Raw genomic sequence first — 18826 nt, 5'->3', positions numbered from 1 at the left:
CGGTTTCCCAAGGCCCGCGGCTCCCGGGGCATGCGACGTCCCCGGCCGTCCCGGCATCCGGCCGCCCGGTGATTGTGAGCGTTCGATCACCGGTCGGCCGGAGCGGCAACCGGAGCCTGTGCCACCACATCTACCGGGACATGGAGGCCACGAAGCGAAGCCGCCGGTACATCGACTACCCCCGCCTGGGCCGGAAGGGGGTGCGCCGCTGGCTGCCGTCGTGGCGGCTGTGGCTCGGGTCGTTCACCTTCGTCCTCGCCTGCCTGGCGGGGCTGTTCGCGTATGTCTACGCGAAGGTGGACATCCCGGACGAGAACGCGCTGGCCGGCAAGGAGGCCAGCGTCTACTACTGGGCGGACGGCAGCCAGATGGTCAGCGTCGGCGCCGTCAACCGCCAGAACATCCCGCTCACCGGCGTACCGGAGCATGTGCGGAACGCGGTGATAGCGGCCGAGAACGCCACCTTCTACAGCGATCCCGGGGTCTCCCTGACCGGCATCGCCCGCGCGGTGGTGGCCATGGTCTCCGGCGGCGACACCCAGGGCGGTTCGACCATCACCCAGCAGTACGTGAAGAACACCTATCTCTCGCCGGAGCAGACCGCCACCCGCAAGGTGAAGGAATTCATCATCGCGCTGAAGGTCAGCAACCGGAAATCCAAGGACGAGATCCTGCGGGGATATCTCAACACCAGCTGGTTCGGGCGCGGTTCGAACGGCATACAGGCGGCGGCCCACGCCTATTACGGTATCGACGCCAAGAACCTGGATCCCAGCCAGGGCGCCCTGCTGGCCGCCGTACTGAAGGGCTCCGAGCAGTACGATCCCGGGCTGAGCCCGGCCAACCACCGGCGCGCGGTGGACCGCTGGTCGTGGATCCTGGACCGGCTGGTGGCCACCGGCGCGATGGACAAGAAGGAACGGGAGAAATACCGGGAATTCCCCGAGCCGCGCCCGGTCGCCAAACCCACCAGCCAGGCCGGCCAGACCGGCTATCTCGTCGATATCGCCAACAAGTTCGTCAAAAGCGCCACCGGACTGACCGACAAGGACCTGGCCCGCGGCGGCTACCGCATCCACACCACCTTCGACAAACAGCGCACCCGGCGGCTGGAGAAAGCGGTGAACGACGTCCGGGCGAAAAACCTCGATCCGAAGAAACGCGCCGAGGACACCTTCGTGGAATTCGGCGCGGCCTCGGTCCGGCCCACCGACGGCGCGATCCTGGCGCTCTACGGCGGCGCGGACGCCACCCGGCACTTCAGCAACAACGCGGACACCACCGCCGTCCCGGCCGGCTCCGCCTTCAAGCCGTTCGTACTGGCCGCCGCCCTCCAGGACGAGGAGGAGCGCTACGGGGAGCAGCCCCACCCGGCGGACGCGCCGAACCGGTCCGACGAGCTGCGCGCCGCCCTGATACAGGGCCGCGGCGCCCCGTTCGTCCAGGCCGGGCAGCGGCTCGGGCTGGAGCGCGTACGGAAGCTGGTGCTCTCCGCCGGGCTGCGCAAGGAGAGCCTGGCCGAGCTGGAGCAGACCTTCCCGCTGGGCACCTCGGCGCCCAGCGCGGTCCGGCTGGCCAGCGCGTACACCACCTTCGCCAACGGCGGCCTCCACGCCGAGCCGTACGCGGTGGACCGGATGACCTACCAGGGGAAGCCGGTGGCCGGTTTCGAGCGGCCCGAGCCGCAGGAGGTGGTCAGCCGCGGAGTGGCGGGGCAGATGACGTCCGTGCTGGAGGGGCTGGGGTGGCGCCTGCTGGGCGCGCCGGGCAGCATACCGACCGAGCAGCCGCCGGCGGCCGCGGCCACCGAGCCCGGGGACCGGCTGAAGTCGGCGTGGTGCGTGGCCACCCCGCCGCCGTCCGGCAGCGGGACCGGCACCGAGCCGACCACCGCGATCACCCTCTTCCGGAACAAGCCGGGGGCGCCCGAGCTGCTGCCCCTGAACGGCGTCGGCGGCCCCGACACCGGGCTGGGCACCACGCTCCCGCCCCAGGTCTGGACCGCCTACCGGAACGCCCCATAGGCCGCGCTGGGCGGCCGGGGAGCCTCAGTCGTTGGGCACGACGGGGTAGCGGGGCTCCCGCTCGGCCATCTGCTGCATGACGTCCTTGCGCTCCCGCTTGGAGAGCCGGTCGATGTAGAGGTAGCCGTAGAGGTGGTCGGTCTCGTGCTGGAGGCAGCGCGCGAAGTAGCCGGTGCCCTGGACGACGATCGGCTCGCCCTTGGAGTTCTGCCCGCGGACCACGGCGTAATCGGGGCGCGGCATGGGGGCGTAGGCACCGGGGACGGACAGGCAGCCCTCGTTGGAGTCGTCCAGCACCCGGCGCTCGGCCGGCAGCTCGTCCAGGACGGGGTTGCAGACGTGGCCGACGTGCCGGACGCCCTCGTCGTCCAGGCAGTCGTAGACGAAGACCTTGAGGTCCACGCCGATCTGGTTGGCGGCCAGGCCGACGCCCTCGGCGGTGCGCTGGCTGGCGAACATGTCGTCGATCAGCCGCGCCAGCTCGTCGTCGAACTCCGTGACGTCCTTGCACTCCTTGTGGAGGACCGGATTGCCGACCACGGTGATCGGGCGGGAGGTGCCACGCTCCCGGTGGGCCGCCTCGCGCTCCTTCGCGTCCGTGACGTCGTCGAGGAACTCGACGCTCACCTGCTGGTCACTGTCCTGCTGGGCCATCTCCGCCGCACGCCTTCCTGCAAAACCCTGGGGTAACGCCTTACAGCCTACGGGGGCCCGGCCGGCCGCTCAGCAGACCTCTTCGAGATCACGCCATTCCCGGGTGTCCGGGCTGTCCGCGACCCAGCCGTCCAGCAGGCCGCGCACCAGGGCGGCGGGCGCCGCGATGCCGCACTCCCGCTCGGGTACCCACAGCGAACCGGAGCCGGCCGTGCGGTGGCCCAGCGGCCCGGGGTGGCCGGGCTCGCTGTGGTCGTGCGGATCGAGGTGCTCGCCGTCGCCCTCGTCGCTGGGCATCCGGCTCTCGGAGCACGTACGGCACAGCAGCCGCACGGACGAGGACCAGTCCTCGGCGGCGAAACCGGCGTCGGCGGCCAGCTGCTCCAGGGCGTCCCGGTCGGCCTCGGTGGCGGCCTCCAGCAGCACCACCCACGTGGGCACCGGGGACGGCGCCCACAGCTCGATCTCGTCGAAGACCGGGAAGGCGCGGGTCTGCCCGCCGGCGCCGGTGGTCGTCCGCTCACCGTGCGGGACCCCGTCGTGCAGCACCACCTCGCCCCAGCGCCGCCCGGAGGACGGCAGCGGGATGGACAGCACCTCGATACGGGCCGGGTCCAGCCGGCGGCCCCAGACCACCTCGGCCTCGCCCTCGGGCGAGAGCCGGACCGCGGCGCTCCCCAGCGCCATGCCCAGCGGCTCACCCGTGGGGGAGCCGTCCCCGGGGACCTTCAGGCCGTACGCCTGCCAGGCGCGGCGGGCCAGCGGCCAGTCCTGGAGGGCGGTGGCGGCGATGCCCACGTTCCACCAGTCGGGCGCCCCGGTCTCGCGGTCCAGGAGGGCCACCGCGCGCAGCCCGGCGGCCCTGGCCTGCTCCCAGTCGTGCCGGAACTTGTGCAGCAGCGCGAGGTTGAACCAGGACTCCGACAGCCACGGCTCCATGTCCGCCGCGCGGGTCAGCAGCGCGCCCGCGTCCTCGTAACGGCCGTCGCCGATCAGCGTGAAAGCGCGGTCGGTCGCCTGCCGCCACGAGGCGGAGGGCCGGTGCCGTACCTTGCCGAAGATCCTCACGATTCCCGCCTGCTGGTTGCTCTTGTGCCGCTCCGGAGGTGACCCGGGCGGCGCCCGGGGCCTTCTGGGGGCCCACTCGACAACCTGCCACAGATTGCCGTCGGCCTCAGCCCGGTGTGCTGCGCCCCTGCTGCGGCTCTTGCCCCGCGCCGACCCCCTGAACCCCCTGCGGGGGCCTTCCTTCGCATCCAACCATGCCCATCTCGCGGGCCGCTCATTACCCATGGGTTCCCGCCCGGTGGACGGGCGGGGAACAGTGGGCGGCAGGGGGGTACGGGGGCCTGTGGCGGGGCGTGCGGGCCGCTTCCGCGCCCCGGCGCGCGCCCGGGGGCGGTCCGGTCCGCCGGGCCGCCGCGCGGCCGGTCCACCGCGCCGCTCAGTCCACCGGGCCGCCGCGCTCCGCCGGGCCGCCGCGCGCCAGGACCCGGCCCAGCGCCTCGACGACCCGGGGCTCGTGGTCCCGGGCGGTGGCCAGCCGCAGCGCCTCCAGGGCCGCCGGCCCGCCCCCGGGGCCACCGCCCGCCACCAGGTCGTCGTAGGCGTCGGCGGTGCGGACGATACGGGCCGCGACCGGCTGCCGGCGGTACGGGTCGGCCTGCCGCTCGACGATCACCGCGACCTCCGGCGGGGCGCCGGTCCGCCGGGCCACGGCGGCGCCGAGCAGCGCGACCCGGCGCCGTTCGGCGGGCCGCAGCGGGGCCGGGGCGCCGCCGGGCGGGGGGTCGGGGAGCGCGAGCCGGCCGATGTCGTGCAGCAGCGCGGCGTGCTCCACGGCGTCCAACTCGGGCTGCCGCAGGCCCAGTTCGCGGCCCACCGCGCGGCTGAGCGCGGCCACCCGGCGGGCGTGGCCGGGCGGTGCGCAGCCGGCCAGCTCGGTGGCCCGGGCCAGCGAGGCGATGGTCTGCCGGCAGGTGGCGCGGGCCGCCGCGCACCGGCGGACGGCGTACTGGGTGAGCAGCAGCGGCAGACCGGCGACCGGGAGCGCCCACGGCCCGGCGGCCGCGACGGCCGGCGCCAGCACCACGCCGGTCGCGCCCACCGCCGTCCCGACGCCGGGCAGCGCCCGCACCTCCTCGCGCAGCAGCGGGCCGTACGGGCGGCCGGTGCGGGCCCCGGTCAGCGCGGCCGCCAGCACCGCGTCGCAGAGCGCGGTGAGCACCGGGAGCGGCAGCAGCATCAGCGGGCACACCGGCCCATCGGCGCCCCAGATGCCCAACCCGCCCAGCGCGCAGAGAGGTTGGGCGCAGGCGGCGGCGAAACCGGCGGTCAGCACCCGGCGGGCGAGCGGGTCCAGTACCGGGCCGCCGCCGCGCGCCAGGTAGGGCACGAGCCCGGCCAGGGACCCGGCCAGGACGACCGCGAGGGTCTGCGGCACCCCGTGGGCCGCCGGGCCGCCGGCCGCGCCGAGCAGCGCGTAGCCGAGCGCCCCGGCGGCCGCGAGCGGGGCGCCGTCCCGGCCGGCCGGGTCCCGGACCGCCTCGCCGACCGCGATCAGCGCCCCGAAGGCCAGCGCGGCCCGGGGGTCGGCGGCGCCGTGCCAGAGCGTGTGGCCCAGGCCCCAGCAGGCCAGGACGGCGGCCGGGCCGTGGACGAGGAGGGCGGCGCGGCGGGTCACCGGGCGGCTCCCGGGCCGGTCTCCGGCCGGCGGAACCGGCCAGGAGGGACGTTTCCGCGCCCGGCCGGCACGGGTTCCGGCGCCCGGTCGCGGGCCGGGGCCGCCGGGTCGGCCGGGGGCGCGGGCTCCGCCGCGGGCGACCGGTCCCCCGGGGCCGCCGCGGGCACCGGGTCGGCCGGGTCCGCCGCGGCCACCGGGCCGGCCGGCCAGCCGTACTTCTCCAGGGCGGCGGCCAGCGCCCGGACCATCCGGGGATCGAACTGCGTCCCCGCGCACCGGTGCAGCTCGGCGACCGCGGCGGGCACCGGGCGGGCCCGGCGGTACGAGCGGGTGGAGGTCATCGCGTCGAAGGCGTCGGCGACCGCCACCACCCGCGCGCACTCCGGAATCTGATGGCCCGTCAGGCCGTACGGATAGCCGCTGCCGTCCACCCGCTCGTGGTGGTGCAGGATCGCCGCCCGGGCCTCGCCCAGGAAGCCGATACCGCGCACGATCTCGTGACCGTACTCCGGGTGCAGCTCGATGATCCGGCGCTCCTCCGGGGTCAGCGGCCCGTCCTTGCACAGCACCCCGGTGGGCACGCCGAGCTTGCCGACGTCGTGCAGCGTCCCGGCGAACCGCAGCACCTCCACCCGCTCCCCGTCCAGGCCCAGTTCCCGGGCGATCAGCACCGACGCCCGGCCGACCCGCTCGCTGTGCCCGCGGGTGTAGCGGTCCTTGATCCCGACGGCCTGGACGAGGGCGCCCAGCGCGGCCTGGCGGGCGGCGCGCTCCCGGTGGTACTGCGCGAACGCCCAGCAGGACAGGTGGACCGGCAGCAGCACCAGCAGCGCCGCGGGCGGCCCGTACGCGCTGCGCCAGAGCACCGCCATCAGCAGCCCGGTGAGCCCGTGGACGAGGTACGGGGCGAGCGTCCGGGCCGCGGTGGCGCGCCAGGCGGCGCGCGGCGGGCGGCCCTCGGCCAGGACCAGGATGCCGCCGCCGAGCGCGCCCAGCACCGCGCCGCAGGCGCCGGCGGCGGCCAGGGCGGGCGGCAGCAGCTCCGGGAGGGCGGCGGGCGCGGCCGGGGCGAGCGCCCGGAAGACCTGGGCGGCCGTCCAGGTGGCGAGGGCGAGTTCGGCGGCGCGCCAGACGCGGCGGGCGGCGGGCCAGGGCCGCTCGGCCTGGGCCAGCAGGGCCCCGGGGACGGCGGCCAGCGCGGCCAGCGGCGGGGGCAGCAGGAAGGCGGCGGCGAGCAGGAGGGGGGCGGCCCAGCCCGGGGGGAAGCCGCCGGTTCCGGCGGGGGCGGGGGCGGTCGCGGGGTCGGTCGCGGTGGCAAGGTCCGGGCCTGCCCCGGCATCCGGGCCCGGCCCGCCCGGACCGTCCGTCAGCGGGCAGCGGCGGATCCGCGCGCACAGGCCGTACACCGCGCCGAGCACCAGGGCGCCGGTCCAGGGGGCGGTGGGGCCGAGCCCTGCCGCGGGGGCCGCGCAGAGCCCCGCGGCCAAGGCGGCGCAGCCGATGTACAGCCGTGCGGCCGCCGGAAGTTCCCGCATCGCGCCCTCCTCGCCCCTGCCCGACGCACCCGCGCGGCGGCTGGCCGCGCCCCGCGGGGATCCGGCGAGAATAGAGGCGGTGGGCGGCCCGAGGGGGCGCATCCGCGGATCGAACGGTGCGGACCCCCGGCCCCTCACTCTCCAGGGCGATACGAGCGCGCAGGCGTTCGGGCGCGAGCCTCCGACCCGTGCGCGGGGGCGCGCGTCCGGCGCGTGAACGCGCTACTCGGGGGGCCTCGGCGGGCGTTACTCCGCGGGCGCGGCCGCGCTGCCGGCCGTACCGGCCTCGGGGGCCGGGACGGCACCGCCCCGGGCCTCCGCCTGCGCCGCCAGGCGCTGGGCCTGCTCGTGCCGGGCCTGGTCCAGGACGCTGACCTCGGGCACGGTCTCCCCGGCCCGGATCAGCTCGATCCGGCCCATGACCTTGGACCGCAGATCGGCCGGCACGTCGTCATGGCCGCAGCAGCGCTTGACGAGCTTCTTCACGGCCTGCTCCAGGCCGTACTTCTCCAGGCACGGCGAGCACTCGTCGAGATGGACCTGGAATTCCGCGCACTCCCCCGCCGGCATCTCCCGGTCGAGGTATTCGTAAAGGTGGTCAAGGACCTCTGAGCAGTCCTTCTCGTGCGGCTCTCCGCAGCTCATGATCCCGAGCCTTTCCGGTCGTGCGGCTCCGGCGTCCGCGCGGACTGCCCCTCGGCAGCCGCCCCCGCCGGGACCAGCCCGCGCTCACGGGCGTAATCCTCCAGCATGCCGCGCAGTTGGCGCCGGCCGCGGTGGAGACGGGACATCACCGTGCCGATGGGTGTCCCCATGATGTCCGCGATCTCCTTGTACGCAAACCCCTCGACGTCCGCCAGATAGACGGCGATCCGGAATTCCTCGGGGATCGCCTGGAGCGCGGCCTTCACGTCCGAGTCCGGGAGGTGGTCCAGCGCCTGCGACTCGGCGGAGCGCAGACCCGTCGACATATGGGACTCGGCGCGGGCGAGCTGCCAGTCCTCGATCTCGTCGGCGGCGCTGCGCTGCGGCTCCCGCTGCTTCTTGCGGTAGGAGTTGATGAAGGTGTTGGTCAGGATGCGGTACAGCCACGCCTTGAGGTTGGTGCCCTCCCGGAACTGGTGGAAGGACGCGTACGCCTTGGCGTAGGTCTCCTGGACCAGGTCCTCCGCGTCGGCCGGATTGCGCGTCATGCGCAGGGCGGCGGAGTACATCTGGTCGAGGAAGCCGAGGGCGTCCCGCTCGAAGCGCGCGTTGCGCTCGGCGCCGCTCTCCGGCCGGTCCGCGGACTGCTCCGCGGCCGGGCCGTCGGTCCCTGCGTCGGTTCCGGTGACCGGACCCACCTCCTCCAACACCGTGGCGGATCCCGCTGCGGCGTGCGCCGCGGGTCCTCTCGATTCGGAGAATAGACGACGATCCGGTGCCACCGCCGCTCCAGCGAGAGCGGGCTGCGCCGCCTGCGCCTGCGGCCACTGCAGGTCGGCGGCCGGTCGGGCCGGGCAAGCGATTCCCATGCGGCGGTCTCCCATTCCTCGTGCGCGCTGGAGGCAACTCCACTGCTTACGCCTGCCACAACAGTGCCGCCCGCACGATCATTCCCCGCCCGGCCGGGGATTTTTTCCGCACCGCCCGCCGCCCGCGCCCGGGTCCGGCCGCCCCGGTGGACCCGCCCCGGTGGACGCCGCCCCGGTGCCACGGCGTCCCGCCGCGCACCCGGTCAGCCGAACAGCTCGTCCAGCCAGGCCAGCACCGCGCCGGTGAGCTGCGCCATCGAGTCCGCCTCACTCACCCCCGCCGACTTCGGCACCGCGAACCCGTGGTCGCCGTGGGCCACCTCGGCGATCCGCGTCCCGGCCGGGAACTCCGCGGGCCGCCCGAACGGGTCCCGTCCGCCCTGCACCACCAGGACCGGCACCCCGGCGCCGGCCAGTTCACCGGCCCGGGACTTCTCCGGCTTCCCCGGGGGATGCAGCGGGAAGCTCAACGCCAGTACGGCGTGGGCGCCCAGCTCGCGCGCTGTACGGCAGGCCACCCGGGCGCCGGCGCTGCGCCCGGCCGCGACCACCGGCAGGCCGGGCTTCGCCAGCGCCGGCCACAGCGCGGTCCATCCGGTGTCCAGGGTCTTCGGCGCGGGCGCCACCTTCTTGCCGGCCACCCGCCACGGCTGCTCGACCAGCGCCACGGTGTAGCCCCGGGGCGGCAGCGCGGCCGCCAGCGCCTGGAGGTCGCGGGCCTCGATGCCGCCGCCGGCGCCGTGGCCCACCGCGACCACCGCCCGGGCCGGCCCGGCGTCGCGGTACCAGGAGATCCGGGCGTCGCCCGCCGGCGTCGCGACCGTCTCGCTCTCGTTCGCCCTCGTGCTCATACGCCCATCCTGCCCGCGCGGCACCCGAGAGGGCGCGGCCGCCCCGCCGGGCACATCAGGCGTGCCCCGCCCGGCCGGTCAGAACAGCGTCCCGGCCTCCGGCGCGGCCAGTTCGGTGACCAGCTCCGGCCCGTTGTTGCGGACGTTGCTGACCTCCGTGGACACCGGGTAGGCGCGCATCGTCCCGGGCGGCGGCGGGGCCAGCAGCTCCCGGACGTCGGCGGGGTCGGTGCGGGCCGGGTCGAGCCAGGCGTCCCAGCGGTCCGGGGGCAGCACCAGCGGCATCCGGGGGTGGATCTCGGCGAGCGACCGCGGGCCCTCGCCGCCGTCCGCCCCGGCCAGCGGGGTGGTCTCGGCCTCCGTGGTGACGACCGTGCACGTCACCCACCAGGCCAGCGGGTGGTCGCCGGGCAGCGTGGGGTCGCGCCAGAACTCGTAGAGCCCGGCCATCGCCATCACCGAACCGTCCGCCGGCGTCACGAAGTACGGCTGCTTGCGGGGCCGCTTCCGCTTGCCCTGCTCCTCCAGCTGCCGCTCGGCGGCGCCGGTGACCCACTCGAAGTAGCCGTCGCCGGGGAGCAGGCAGCGGCGGGCCGCGAACGCCTGCCGGAACGAGGGCTTCTCGTGCACCGTCTCGGCCCGCGCGTTGATCATCCGCGCGGCGCCCTCGGGCGTCTTGGCCCACGACGGGACCAGGCCCCACTTGAGGGTCCGCAGCTGGCGCACCGGCCCCGGGGGGAAGGCGGCGGCGGCCTCGCCCTTGAGGGGACGTTCCAGTACCGCGTGGACGTTGTCCGTCGGGGCGATGTTCCAGCTGGGCGCCAGGGTCTCCGTCGGCTCCCACTGCTGGACGCCGAAGATCCCCACCAGGTCCTCGGGCTTCCGGCTCGCTGCATACCTACCGCACATACATGCCACACTGCCATGCCACACGAAGGGGAGACATGGACACCCACCACCTCACCGACGTCTGGGACCGGGTCTTCTCGGCCCAGCCCGGCCCCGCGCTCTGGCTGGTGATCGCCACCGGCGTGCTCGCGCTGGGTGCCGTCGTCCCGCGCACCGCCTGGCGGCTGTCCCGGAACGCCGTCACCATCGCGCACGAGGGCGGCCACGGGCTGCTGGCGCTGCTCACCGGCCGCCGCCTGGACGGCATCCGGCTGCACTCGGACACCTCGGGTCTGACCGTTTCACGCGGCAAACCGCACGGAATCGGCATGATCCTGACCGCCGCGGCCGGCTATCTCGCCCCCTCGCTGCTGGGTCTGGCGGGCGCCGCGCTGCTGGCCGCCGGGCACATCACGGCGCTGCTGTGGGGGGCCACCGCGCTGCTGCTGGCGATGCTGGTGATGATCCGCAACGCGTACGGCGTGCTCACGGTGGTGCTGGCGGGCGGCACGTTCCTGCTGGTGTCCTGGCTGACCGCGCCGGCGGTGCAGGCGGTGTTCGGGTACGCGGTGGTGTGGTTCCTGCTGCTGGGCGGGGTGCGGCCGCCGTTCGAACTGCACGGGAAGCGGCGGCGCGGCGGCGCGGTGGATTCCGACCCCGACCAGCTGGCCCGGCTCACCCACGTCCCGGCCGCCGTCTGGCTCGGCTTCTTCCACGTGGTGACGGTGTGCTCCCTGATGGGCGGCGGGCGCTGGCTGCTCGGTATATGACGAGCGCCGCGCCGGGACGCGCCCGGTGCAGCGCCCCCGGTCGAACGTCCCCGGTGGAACGCGCCGCGGATACCCCACCAGCGGCTTTCGGTAACCCACATTCCGTATGTCGGTGTCGCCCCTGTTGCCCCGGAGAGGCCCGCTGCCTGCGGTTGCACCGCGAAAGCCGTGTTTCGCGCAGGTTGCGACGGTTTTGATCAAGATCGGTACCCTTGTCCAGCCATTAAAGTAAGGGCATGACCGAGAGCCCCGCCCTCCCCGCCCTGTGGCCCGCCCCCGTTGCCCCCGGGGCGGTGGATGCCACCGTCACCGTGCCCGGCTCGAAATCGGTCACGAACCGCGGCCTCGTCCTGGCCGCCCTCTCCTCCGAGCCCGGCTGGCTGCGCCGCCCGCTGCGCTCCCGCGACACCCTGCTGATGGCCGAGGCGCTGCGCGCCATGGGCGTAGGCATCGAGGAGACCGCCTCCTCCAGCTCCTCGGACGCCTCCGGCGGCGAGGCGTGGCGGATCATCCCGGCCGGTCTGCACGGCCCGGCCACCGTCGACGTCGGCAACGCCGGCACCGTCATGCGCTTCCTGCCGCCGGTCGCCGCGCTCGCCGACGGCCCCATCCGCTTCGACGGCGACCCCCGCTCGTACGAGCGCCCGCTCGGCGGCGTCATCGAGGCGCTGCGCGCCCTGGGCGCCCGGATCGACGACGACAACCGCGGCGCGCTGCCGATGACGGTGTTCGGCGGCGGCGCCCTCGAAGGCGGCGCGGTGGAGATCGACGCCTCCTCGTCCTCGCAGTTCGTCAGCGCCCTGCTGCTGTCCGCGCCGCGCTTCAACCAAGGCGTCGAGGTCCGGCACGTCGGCGCGGCGCTGCCCTCGATGCCGCACATCCGGATGACCGTCGACATGCTGCGCAGCGTCGGCGCCCAGGTGGACACCCCCGAGGCGGGCGGTGAGCCGAACGTCTGGCGGGTCACCCCCGGCGCGCTGCTCGGCCGCGACCTCGTCGTCGAGCCGGACCTCTCCAACGCCCAGCCGTTCCTGGCGGCCGCGCTGGTCACCGGCGGTACGGTCACCATCCCGGACTGGCCCGAGCACACCACCCAGCCCGGCGACGCGCTGCGCGAGATCTTCACCGCCATGGGCGGCTCGTGCGAGCTGACGGACCTGGGCCTGACGTTCACCGGCAGCGGCCGGATCCACGGCATCGACGTCGATCTGGGCGAGGTCGGCGAGCTGACCCCGGGCATCGCCGCGGTCGCCGCGCTCGCCGACTCCCCCTCCACCCTGCGCGGTGTGGCCCACCTCCGGCTGCACGAGACCGACCGGCTGGCCGCGCTCACCAAGGAGATCAACGAGCTCGGCGGCGATGTCACCGAGACCGCCGACGGCCTGCACATCCGCCCGCGCCCGCTGCACGGCGGCGTCTTCCGCACCTACGACGACCACCGGCTGGCCACCGCCGCCGCGGTCATCGGCCTGGCCGTCGAGGGCGTCGAGGTGGAGAACGTCGCCACCACCGCCAAGACCCTGCCGGACTTCCCGGCCCTGTGGACGCAGATGCTCGATCCGGCGGCGGCCCCCGCCCGGAGAGTCTGAGGGACCGCGAGCACCATGCGCCGCTACGGCAAGAACCCCGATGAGGACGACGTCCGGGTCCGCCCCAACCGCAAGGGCAACCGCCCCCGGACGAACATCCGCCCCAAGCACGAGGACGCCCGCGAGGGCCTGGTCCTGACCGTCGACCGCGGCCGGCTGACCTGCCTGATCGACGGCCGCACGGTCACCGCCATGAAGGCCCGCGAACTGGGCCGCAAGAGCGCGGTGGTCGGCGACCGGGTCGCGGTGGTGGGCGATCTGACCGGGGCCAAGGACACACTGGCCCGGATAGTCCGGGTGGAGCCGCGCAGCTCCACGCTGCGCCGCACCGCCGACGACGACGATCCGTACGAGCGGGTGGTGGTCGCCAACGCCGACCAGCTGGCGATCGTCACCGCGCTCGCCGACCCCGAGCCCCGGCCCCGGCTGATCGACCGCTGCCTGGTCGCCGCCTACGACGCCGGGCTGGACCCGCTGCTCGTGCTGACCAAGTCCGACCTCGCGCCGCCGGACGCGCTGCTGGAGTCCTACGGCGCGCTCGGCGTCCCGTACGTGGTCACCAACCGCGAGGAGCTGGCCGACGGCGGCGCCGCCGAGCGGGTCAGGGAGCAGCTGACCGGCCGGATGACGGCGTTCGTCGGGCACTCCGGGGTGGGCAAGACGACGCTGGTCAACGCCCTGGTGCCGGAGCGCCGCCGGGCCACCGGGCACGTCAACGCGGTCACCGGCCGCGGCCGGCACACCACCACCTCGGCGCTGGCGCTGCCGCTGCCGGGCGACACCGGGTGGGTCATCGACACCCCGGGCGTGCGGTCCTTCGGGCTGGCGCACGTCGATCCGTCCCGGGTCATCCACGCCTTCCCGGACCTCGTACCGGGCACCGAGGGCTGTCCGCGGGCGTGCAGCCACGACGAGCCGGACTGCGCGCTGGACGCGTGGGTGGCCGAGGGGCACGCCGATCCGGCCCGGCTGTATTCGCTGCGCCGGCTGCTGGCCACCCGGGAGCGACGCGAGGGCGACTGATCCCGGCAATCCGCGGCCGCCCGTACGGCATCCGGGCATAATCACGTGCACACCAGGACCGGTCAGGCCCGGACCGGGCCGGTCGGAAGCGGTCATCCGGCGGAAGCGGTCACCGAGCTGACGGAGGCGATGCGATATGGCGTGGCTGCTGGTCGTGGTGGCGGGGCTGCTGGAGACCGGCTTCGCGGTCTGCCTCAAGCTCTCGCACGGCTTCACCCGGCTCTACCCCACCATCGCCTTCGCGGTCTTCGCCCTCGGCAGCTTCGGTCTGCTGACCCTGGCGCTGCGCAAGCTCGACGTCGGCCCGGCGTACGCGGTGTGGACGGGGATCGGCGCGGCCGGCACCGCGATCTACGGCATGGTCTTCCTCGGCGACCTGGTCTCCACCCTGAAGATCGTCTCGATCACCCTCGTCATCGTCGGGGTGGTCGGGCTGCAGCTGTCCGGCTCGGCGCACTGACCGCGCCGGGCTCCCCGGGGCCGCCGGCCGCGAGCCCGGCGAACGCGCCCCGGACCAGCCGCGCCACCGCCTCCGCCTCCGCCTCGGCGTCCCGGCGCGGCCCCCGCTGCCGGGGCACCGCCCCCGGGCCGCGGCCGGGCGCGCGGTCCGGTACGGGATCCGGGAGCGCCGGGGCGACCACCCACGAGAGCGTCAGCCGCACGGCGGCCTCGCAGGCGGCGGCCAGGGCCGGCAGCTCCTCCCGGGGCCGGCCGGGGGCCAGCGCCGCCACGGCCCGTTCGCGGAAGCGGCCGACGAGTTCGGCGGGGGCCGTCCGCCCGGTCGGCAGCCGGTCCGGCCTGCAGCCCGTCAGCGCGGCCCTGACCAGCGGGTTCGTCCGCGCGGTACGGACCGTCCAGGCGGCCGCGGCGGCCATCCGCGCGGCCGCGTCACCGTCCGCCGCGCCCGGGGCGCCGGCGCCCAGCGCCCGCTCCACCCCGGCCAGATACGCCTCGGTCTCCCGGCGGACCAGGGCGCGGGCCAGGCCGTCCTTGCCGCCGAACTCGTTGTAGAGGGTCTGCCGGGACACGCCGGCCGCGGCGGCCACCTCCACCATGCGGACGGCCGTCCAGGGCCGGGTCAGCACCGCCGTGTACGCGGCGTCCAGCAGCGCCTCGCGCGCCGACGGCATCCGCCACCTCCCCGATCCGAGCCGAAAATGTGTGCCAGGTCACAGAATTGACGTGGCGTCAGAGGCTGTCAAGGGCGGACGGCGGCACCCCCGGGGCGGCCCGGCGCCGGCGGCCCGCCGCGGACCACCCGGAGGGCCCGGCCCGGCCGTGTGGATCTGGCCTGGGCCAGTGGATACTGTTCGGCCATGCCCGACTATCACGATGATCTCCGCCTCGCACAGGTCCTGGCCGACGCCGCGGACGCCGCGACCATGGAGCGGTTCAAGGCGCTCGACCTGGAGGTCGAGACCAAACCGGATATGACGCCGGTGACCGAGGCGGACAAGTCCGCCGAGGAGCTGATCCGCTCCCAGCTCCAGCGCGCCCGGCCGCGGGACGCGGTGCTCGGCGAGGAGTTCGGCAGCGAGGGCTCCGGGCCGCGCCGCTGGATCATCGACCCGATCGACGGCACCAAGAACTACGTGCGCGGGGTGCCGGTCTGGGCCACCCTGATCGCGCTGATGGAGCGCGGCGAGGGCGGCGACCGCCCGGTGGTCGGCCTGGTCTCCGCCCCGGCGCTCAACCGCCGCTGGTGGGCCGCCGAGGGCCTGGGCGCGTACACCGGCCGCAGCCTGACCACGGCGTCCCGGCTCCAGGCGTCGCGGGTGTCCCGCATCGAGGACGCGTCGTTCGCGTACTCGTCCCTGACCGGCTGGGAGGAGCGCGGCAAGCTCCCCGGCTTCCTGGACCTCTCCCGGGACTGCTGGCGCACCCGCGCCTACGGCGACTTCTGGCCGTACATGATGGTCGCCGAGGGGACGGTGGACATCTGCGCGGAGCCGGAGCTGTCGCTGTGGGACATGGCGGCCTGCGCGGTGATCGTGCAGGAGGCCGGCGGCCGCTTCACCGGGCTGGACGGGCGGCCGGGCCCGCACAGCGGCAACGCCGCGGCGTCCAACGGGCTGCTGCACGAGGACCTGCTGGCGTACCTCGGCGACAGCCGGGGCTGACGGGCGCGGCCGGGACGGTCGCCGGCGGCCCGATAGGCCCGGCCCCCGTCCCCCACTTCCGCCACTTCCGTCCCGGGCACCGGCGCTGACCTGCGCCGGAGACGGTTTTCGGACGGGTGTCCAACAAATGACCCTTGTTGCGCGACCGGGCGCATGTGAACATGAGAACCCCCCACTTTGTGAACTTGTGAAGCTCTTCGCATGCTCACATACACACCGAGGAGGTGGCTCCGCTCCATGCCCCAGCTCGTCAAAGACGCCATGAGCACGGTGGTCCTGACCATCGGGCCGGCTCACACCCTCCGCCAGGCGGCACGCCTGATGGCCGCCCGCCGCATCGGCGCGGCCGTGGTGCTCGACCAGGACACCTGCGGCATCGGCATCCTCACCGAGCGCGACATCCTCAACTCCCTGGGCGCGGGCGAGAATCCCGACCGCGAGACCGCCCAGGGCCACACCACGTCCGACGTGGTCTTCGCCGCCCCCGACTGGACGCTGGACGACGCGGCGGGCGCCATGGTGCGCGGCGGCTTCCGCCATCTGGTCGTCCTGGACGGCCGGGAACCCGTCGGCATCGTCTCCGTCCGCGACATCATGCGCTGCTGGTCGGCCGTCCCGCGGCAGCGGGCCACCGCGGCGGCGTGAGGGGCGCCCGGCACCCGGGCGCGGCGTACGCCCCGTGACGCGCGCGGGCGGGCGCACGAAGAGGCCGGAGCCCACTGGCATCCGGCCTCTTCGGCATGTACGGCAAGCGGCGGCTGGTCACCGCGGGCGGCGGGCCGCCGGCCGGAGGGACGGCGGCCTACCGCACGGGACCGTCAGCCGCGCAGGGCCTGGACCGCGGCCTCCAGCCGCTTGCCGTAGTCCGCGTCCGCCTTGCGGAAGTTCTCGATCGCGCGCTGGGCGATGTCGTCGCGGGAGACCTTGGCGATGAAGCCCGCGAGGTTGTTGATCAGGCGCTCCTTCTCGTCCTCCGACATCAGGCGGTAGAGGTTGCCGGCCTGGACGAAGTCGTTGTCCTCGGCGTGCGCCGGGGCCGCGCTCTCGGCGGTCTGGCCGGTCAGCGGGAACGGCTGCCACAGCGGCCGGCCGGTCTCGGTGGGGCCGCCGAAGCTGTTCGGCTCGTAGTTCTTCTGGCGGCCGTGGCGGCCGTCGTAGAGCGCGCCGTCGCGGCCGTGGGAGCGCGCCTCGGTGGCGTGCGGGCGGTTCACCGGCAGGTGGTCGGCGTTGATGCCGACGCGGTAGCGGTGCGCGTCGCCGTACGCGAAGAGGCGGCCCTGGAGCATCTTGTCGGGGGACGGGCCGATACCCGGCACGAAGTGGTGCGGGGAGAAGATCGACTGCTCGACCTCGGCGAAGATGTTCTCGGGGTTGCGGTTGAGCTCCAGCTTGCCGATCTCGATCGGCGGGTAGTCCGCGTGCGGCCAGACCTTGGTCAGGTCGAACGGGTTGAAGCGGTAGGTGGCCGCCTCGGCCGCGGGCATGATCTGGACCTGGACCGTCCAGGACGGGAACTCACCGCGCTCGATGGACTCGCGCAGATCCCGCTGGTGGCTGTCCGGGTCCTCGCCGGCGAGCTTGTTGGCCTCGGCCTGGGTGAGGTTCTTGATCCCCTGGTCGGTCTTGAAGTGGTACTTGACCCAGAAGACCTCGCCGGCCTCGTTGTTCCACTGGAAGGTGTGCGAGCCGAAGCCGTCCATGTGGCGGTACGAGGCGGGGATGCCGCGGTCACCGAACAGCCAGGTCACCTGGTGGGTGGACTCGGGCGACAGGCTCCAGAAGTCCCAGACGTTGTCCGCCTCCTGGGAGCCGGTGTACGGGTCGCGCTTCTGGGTGTGGATGAAGTCGGGGAACTTGATGGCGTCCTTGATGAAGAACACCGGGGTGTTGTTGCCGACGAGGTCGTAGTTGCCCTCTTCGGTGTAGAACTTCAGCGCGAAGCCGCGGGGGTCGCGCACCGCGTCGGCCGCGCCGAGGTTGCCGGCGACGGTCGAGAAGCGCAGGAAGACCTCGGTCTGCTTGCCGATCTCGGAGAGGAACTTCGCGCGGGTGTACTGCGTCACGTCCGCGGTGACGGTGAAGGTGCCGTACGCGCCGGCGCCCCGGGCGTGCACGATGCGCTCCGGGATGCGCTCGCGGTTGAAGTGGGCGAGCTTCTCGATGAGGAGCTGGTCCTGGATGAGACCGGGACCCCCGACGCCGGCCGTCTCGCTGTTCTGATTGTCCGCGACCGGGGCACCGGTCTCCGTGGTCAGCGGTCCGGTGATGCTCTCTACCGACACGTGCGCCTCCTGAATCTCTTCTACACCTGCCCTTGGCGTGCGCCGAGGCCGATCCTACATTGGACATTGTCTAAGTCAAGAAGTGACCGAAAGTCGTACCCGATCCGGCGATGGACCACCGCTGCTACCCTGGTGTCTATCTGACTGATAGGTGATTGGCATGAGTGACCTGCTCGAACGACTCCGGGGACGCGGCTGGCGGCTGACCGCGCAGCGCCGCGTCGTCGCCGAGGTCCTGGACGGGGACCACGTCCACTACACCGCCGACGAAGTCCACGCGAAGGCGTCCGAACGCCTCCCCGAGATCTCCCGCGCCACGGTCTACAACACCCTCGGCGAGCTGGTCTCGCTGGGCGAGGTGATCGAGGTGAGCACCGACGGCCGCGCCAAGCGCTACGACCCGAACGCCCACCACGACCACCAGCACCTGGTCTGCTCGCGCTGCGGCACCATCCGCGACGTCCACGTGCACGGCGATCCGCTCTCCGCGCTGCCCGAGCCCGAGCGCTACGGCTTCGAGGTCTCCGAGGTCACCGTGACGTACCGCGGCATCTGCCCCAACTGCACCGCCGCCTCCTGACCCCGGTGCGGCCCCCGTCCGGGCCGCGCACCGGCCACCCGGCCCCTCTCCCCCGGCGACCGCCCGGCCCCCTCGCAGGAGCGCCCGGCGGCGCTTCGCCCTGCCCGGCGGCCGGCGGATCCCGCCCGCGCACGCCCCTTGCCCGTTTCTGACGACCCGTCATATCGTCGGCGCAGCGCGCTTTTCGGCCACCGGACCGGCCGCGCGCCCCGGGACTCCCAGGGCGCGGCCGGACCCGGCGGCACGCCATCCGCACTCCGCGAGGAGACCCCGTGGGAGAGCCGCCCCCGTCCCCCGCCCCTCCGTCCTCCCC

At 74.5% G+C, this 18826-nt stretch carries 18 protein-coding genes; 8 read left to right on the top strand and 10 right to left on the bottom strand.

Annotated elements, in window-relative coordinates; all coding sequences use genetic code 11:
* The first annotated feature begins 140 nt into the window (after positions 1-140).
* Positions 141-2024 (top strand): transglycosylase domain-containing protein, encoded by a 1884-nt coding sequence (locus ADL22_RS03950; protein WP_066973861.1) that lies wholly within the window; start codon positions 141-143, stop codon positions 2022-2024.
* 24 nt (positions 2025-2048) lie between these two features.
* Here ADL22_RS03950 and def read toward each other — a convergent pair whose 3' ends face one another.
* The 8 genes from def to ADL22_RS03910 all read right to left on the bottom strand — a co-directional run bounded on the left by def (position 2049) and on the right by ADL22_RS03910 (position 10170).
* Complete coding sequence (def, locus tag ADL22_RS03945; protein ID WP_066973859.1) at positions 2049-2678, bottom strand: peptide deformylase; 630 nt, start codon at positions 2676-2678, stop codon at positions 2049-2051.
* A 69-nt stretch (positions 2679-2747) separates the two neighbouring features.
* Positions 2748-3746: a tetratricopeptide repeat protein gene (locus ADL22_RS03940; RefSeq protein WP_066973857.1), complete on the bottom strand. Its 999-nt coding sequence runs from the start codon at positions 3744-3746 to the stop codon at positions 2748-2750.
* A gap of 376 nt (positions 3747-4122) precedes the next feature.
* On the bottom strand, positions 4123-5361 hold the full coding sequence (locus ADL22_RS03935) for an HD-GYP domain-containing protein (protein WP_066973855.1): 1239 nt from the start codon (positions 5359-5361) through the stop codon (positions 4123-4125).
* The gene (locus ADL22_RS03930) at positions 5358-6896 is read right to left on the bottom strand and encodes an HD-GYP domain-containing protein (protein WP_066973852.1); all 1539 of its coding nucleotides are present in this window, start codon (positions 6894-6896) and stop codon (positions 5358-5360) included. Before ADL22_RS03930 ends, ADL22_RS03935 begins: the two co-directional genes overlap by 4 nt.
* 246 nt (positions 6897-7142) lie before the next feature.
* Positions 7143-7541, bottom strand: a complete 399-nt coding sequence (rsrA, locus tag ADL22_RS03925; RefSeq protein WP_066973851.1) for a mycothiol system anti-sigma-R factor — start codon at positions 7539-7541, stop codon at positions 7143-7145.
* Positions 7538-8239, bottom strand: coding sequence for a sigma-70 family RNA polymerase sigma factor (locus tag ADL22_RS03920; protein WP_066973849.1), 702 nt, complete (start codon positions 8237-8239; stop codon positions 7538-7540). The genes rsrA and ADL22_RS03920 overlap by 4 nt, the downstream gene beginning before the upstream one ends.
* A 374-nt stretch (positions 8240-8613) precedes the next feature.
* Entirely contained in the window at positions 8614-9261 is a 648-nt protein-coding gene (locus ADL22_RS03915) for an alpha/beta family hydrolase (protein WP_066973847.1), read from the bottom strand.
* A 78-nt stretch (positions 9262-9339) separates the two neighbouring features.
* Positions 9340-10170: an SOS response-associated peptidase gene (locus ADL22_RS03910; RefSeq protein ID WP_066973845.1), complete on the bottom strand. Its 831-nt coding sequence runs from the start codon at positions 10168-10170 to the stop codon at positions 9340-9342.
* Positions 10171-10205: 35 nt separating this feature from the next.
* Here ADL22_RS03910 and ADL22_RS03905 point away from each other — a divergent pair, with 35 nt between their 5' ends.
* The 4 genes from ADL22_RS03905 to ADL22_RS03890 all read left to right on the top strand — a co-directional run bounded on the left by ADL22_RS03905 (position 10206) and on the right by ADL22_RS03890 (position 13991).
* On the top strand, positions 10206-10919 hold the full coding sequence (locus ADL22_RS03905; RefSeq protein ID WP_066973843.1) for a M50 family metallopeptidase: 714 nt from the start codon (positions 10206-10208) through the stop codon (positions 10917-10919).
* A 236-nt stretch (positions 10920-11155) separates the two neighbouring features.
* Positions 11156-12508 carry a 3-phosphoshikimate 1-carboxyvinyltransferase gene (aroA, locus tag ADL22_RS03900; RefSeq protein ID WP_066973841.1) on the top strand — a complete coding sequence of 451 codons (1353 nt, stop codon included), beginning with the start codon at positions 11156-11158 and terminating at the stop codon, positions 12506-12508.
* Between the two features lie 15 nt (positions 12509-12523).
* Positions 12524-13531, top strand: a complete 1008-nt coding sequence (gene rsgA, locus ADL22_RS03895; protein WP_066973839.1) for a ribosome small subunit-dependent GTPase A — start codon at positions 12524-12526, stop codon at positions 13529-13531.
* A 136-nt stretch (positions 13532-13667) separates the two neighbouring features.
* Positions 13668-13991, top strand: a complete 324-nt coding sequence (locus ADL22_RS03890) for a DMT family transporter (protein WP_066973837.1) — start codon at positions 13668-13670, stop codon at positions 13989-13991.
* On the opposite strand, the gene ADL22_RS03885 is transcribed toward ADL22_RS03890, so the two are convergent.
* Positions 13945-14661, bottom strand: coding sequence for a TetR/AcrR family transcriptional regulator (locus ADL22_RS03885; RefSeq protein ID WP_066973834.1), 717 nt, complete (start codon positions 14659-14661; stop codon positions 13945-13947). The two genes, ADL22_RS03890 and ADL22_RS03885, sit on opposite strands and share 47 nt — an antisense overlap.
* Before the next feature lie 186 nt (positions 14662-14847).
* Here ADL22_RS03885 and hisN point away from each other — a divergent pair, with 186 nt between their 5' ends.
* Together hisN and ADL22_RS03875 are read left to right on the top strand one after the other, a co-directional pair.
* Complete coding sequence (gene hisN / locus ADL22_RS03880; protein WP_066973832.1) at positions 14848-15651, top strand: histidinol-phosphatase; 804 nt, start codon at positions 14848-14850, stop codon at positions 15649-15651.
* 237 nt (positions 15652-15888) lie between these two features.
* Complete coding sequence (locus tag ADL22_RS03875; RefSeq protein ID WP_066973830.1) at positions 15889-16296, top strand: cyclic nucleotide-binding/CBS domain-containing protein; 408 nt, start codon at positions 15889-15891, stop codon at positions 16294-16296.
* Between the two features lie 173 nt (positions 16297-16469).
* Here the strand turns inward: ADL22_RS03875 and ADL22_RS03870 are convergent, their stop codons facing one another.
* Complete coding sequence (locus tag ADL22_RS03870; RefSeq protein WP_066973828.1) at positions 16470-17933, bottom strand: catalase; 1464 nt, start codon at positions 17931-17933, stop codon at positions 16470-16472.
* A gap of 160 nt (positions 17934-18093) precedes the next feature.
* Here ADL22_RS03870 and ADL22_RS03865 point away from each other — a divergent pair, with 160 nt between their 5' ends.
* On the top strand, positions 18094-18513 hold the full coding sequence (locus tag ADL22_RS03865) for a Fur family transcriptional regulator (protein WP_066973826.1): 420 nt from the start codon (positions 18094-18096) through the stop codon (positions 18511-18513).
* Positions 18514-18826: the final 313 nt, after the last annotated feature.

It is taken from the genome of Streptomyces sp. NRRL F-4489 (assembly GCF_001509485.1).
Lineage (GTDB): Bacteria > Actinomycetota > Actinomycetes > Streptomycetales > Streptomycetaceae > Streptomyces.
This window is presented reverse-complemented; position numbering and strand designations above follow the sequence as displayed.

What these genes read in the sequence shown, in the direction of transcription:
- hisN (WP_066973832.1), top strand. Translation starts at nt 14,848, where the DNA reads ATGCCCGACTATCACGATGATCTCCGCCTCGCACAGGTCCTGGCCGAC.
- rsgA (WP_066973839.1), top strand. Translation starts at nt 12,524, where the DNA reads ATGCGCCGCTACGGCAAGAACCCCGATGAGGACGACGTCCGGGTCCGC.
- aroA (WP_066973841.1), top strand. Translation starts at nt 11,156, where the DNA reads ATGACCGAGAGCCCCGCCCTCCCCGCCCTGTGGCCCGCCCCCGTTGCC.
- def (WP_066973859.1), bottom strand. Translation starts at nt 2,678, where the DNA reads ATGGCCCAGCAGGACAGTGACCAGCAGGTGAGCGTCGAGTTCCTCGAC.
- rsrA (WP_066973851.1), bottom strand. Translation starts at nt 7,541, where the DNA reads ATGAGCTGCGGAGAGCCGCACGAGAAGGACTGCTCAGAGGTCCTTGAC.
- ADL22_RS03875 (WP_066973830.1), top strand. Translation starts at nt 15,889, where the DNA reads ATGCCCCAGCTCGTCAAAGACGCCATGAGCACGGTGGTCCTGACCATC.
- ADL22_RS03865 (WP_066973826.1), top strand. Translation starts at nt 18,094, where the DNA reads ATGAGTGACCTGCTCGAACGACTCCGGGGACGCGGCTGGCGGCTGACC.
- ADL22_RS03910 (WP_066973845.1), bottom strand. Translation starts at nt 10,170, where the DNA reads ATGTGCGGTAGGTATGCAGCGAGCCGGAAGCCCGAGGACCTGGTGGGG.
- ADL22_RS03950 (WP_066973861.1), top strand. Translation starts at nt 141, where the DNA reads ATGGAGGCCACGAAGCGAAGCCGCCGGTACATCGACTACCCCCGCCTG.
- ADL22_RS03890 (WP_066973837.1), top strand. Translation starts at nt 13,668, where the DNA reads ATGGCGTGGCTGCTGGTCGTGGTGGCGGGGCTGCTGGAGACCGGCTTC.
- ADL22_RS03930 (WP_066973852.1), bottom strand. Translation starts at nt 6,896, where the DNA reads ATGCGGGAACTTCCGGCGGCCGCACGGCTGTACATCGGCTGCGCCGCC.
- ADL22_RS03915 (WP_066973847.1), bottom strand. Translation starts at nt 9,261, where the DNA reads ATGAGCACGAGGGCGAACGAGAGCGAGACGGTCGCGACGCCGGCGGGC.
- ADL22_RS03905 (WP_066973843.1), top strand. Translation starts at nt 10,206, where the DNA reads ATGGACACCCACCACCTCACCGACGTCTGGGACCGGGTCTTCTCGGCC.
- ADL22_RS03885 (WP_066973834.1), bottom strand. Translation starts at nt 14,661, where the DNA reads ATGCCGTCGGCGCGCGAGGCGCTGCTGGACGCCGCGTACACGGCGGTG.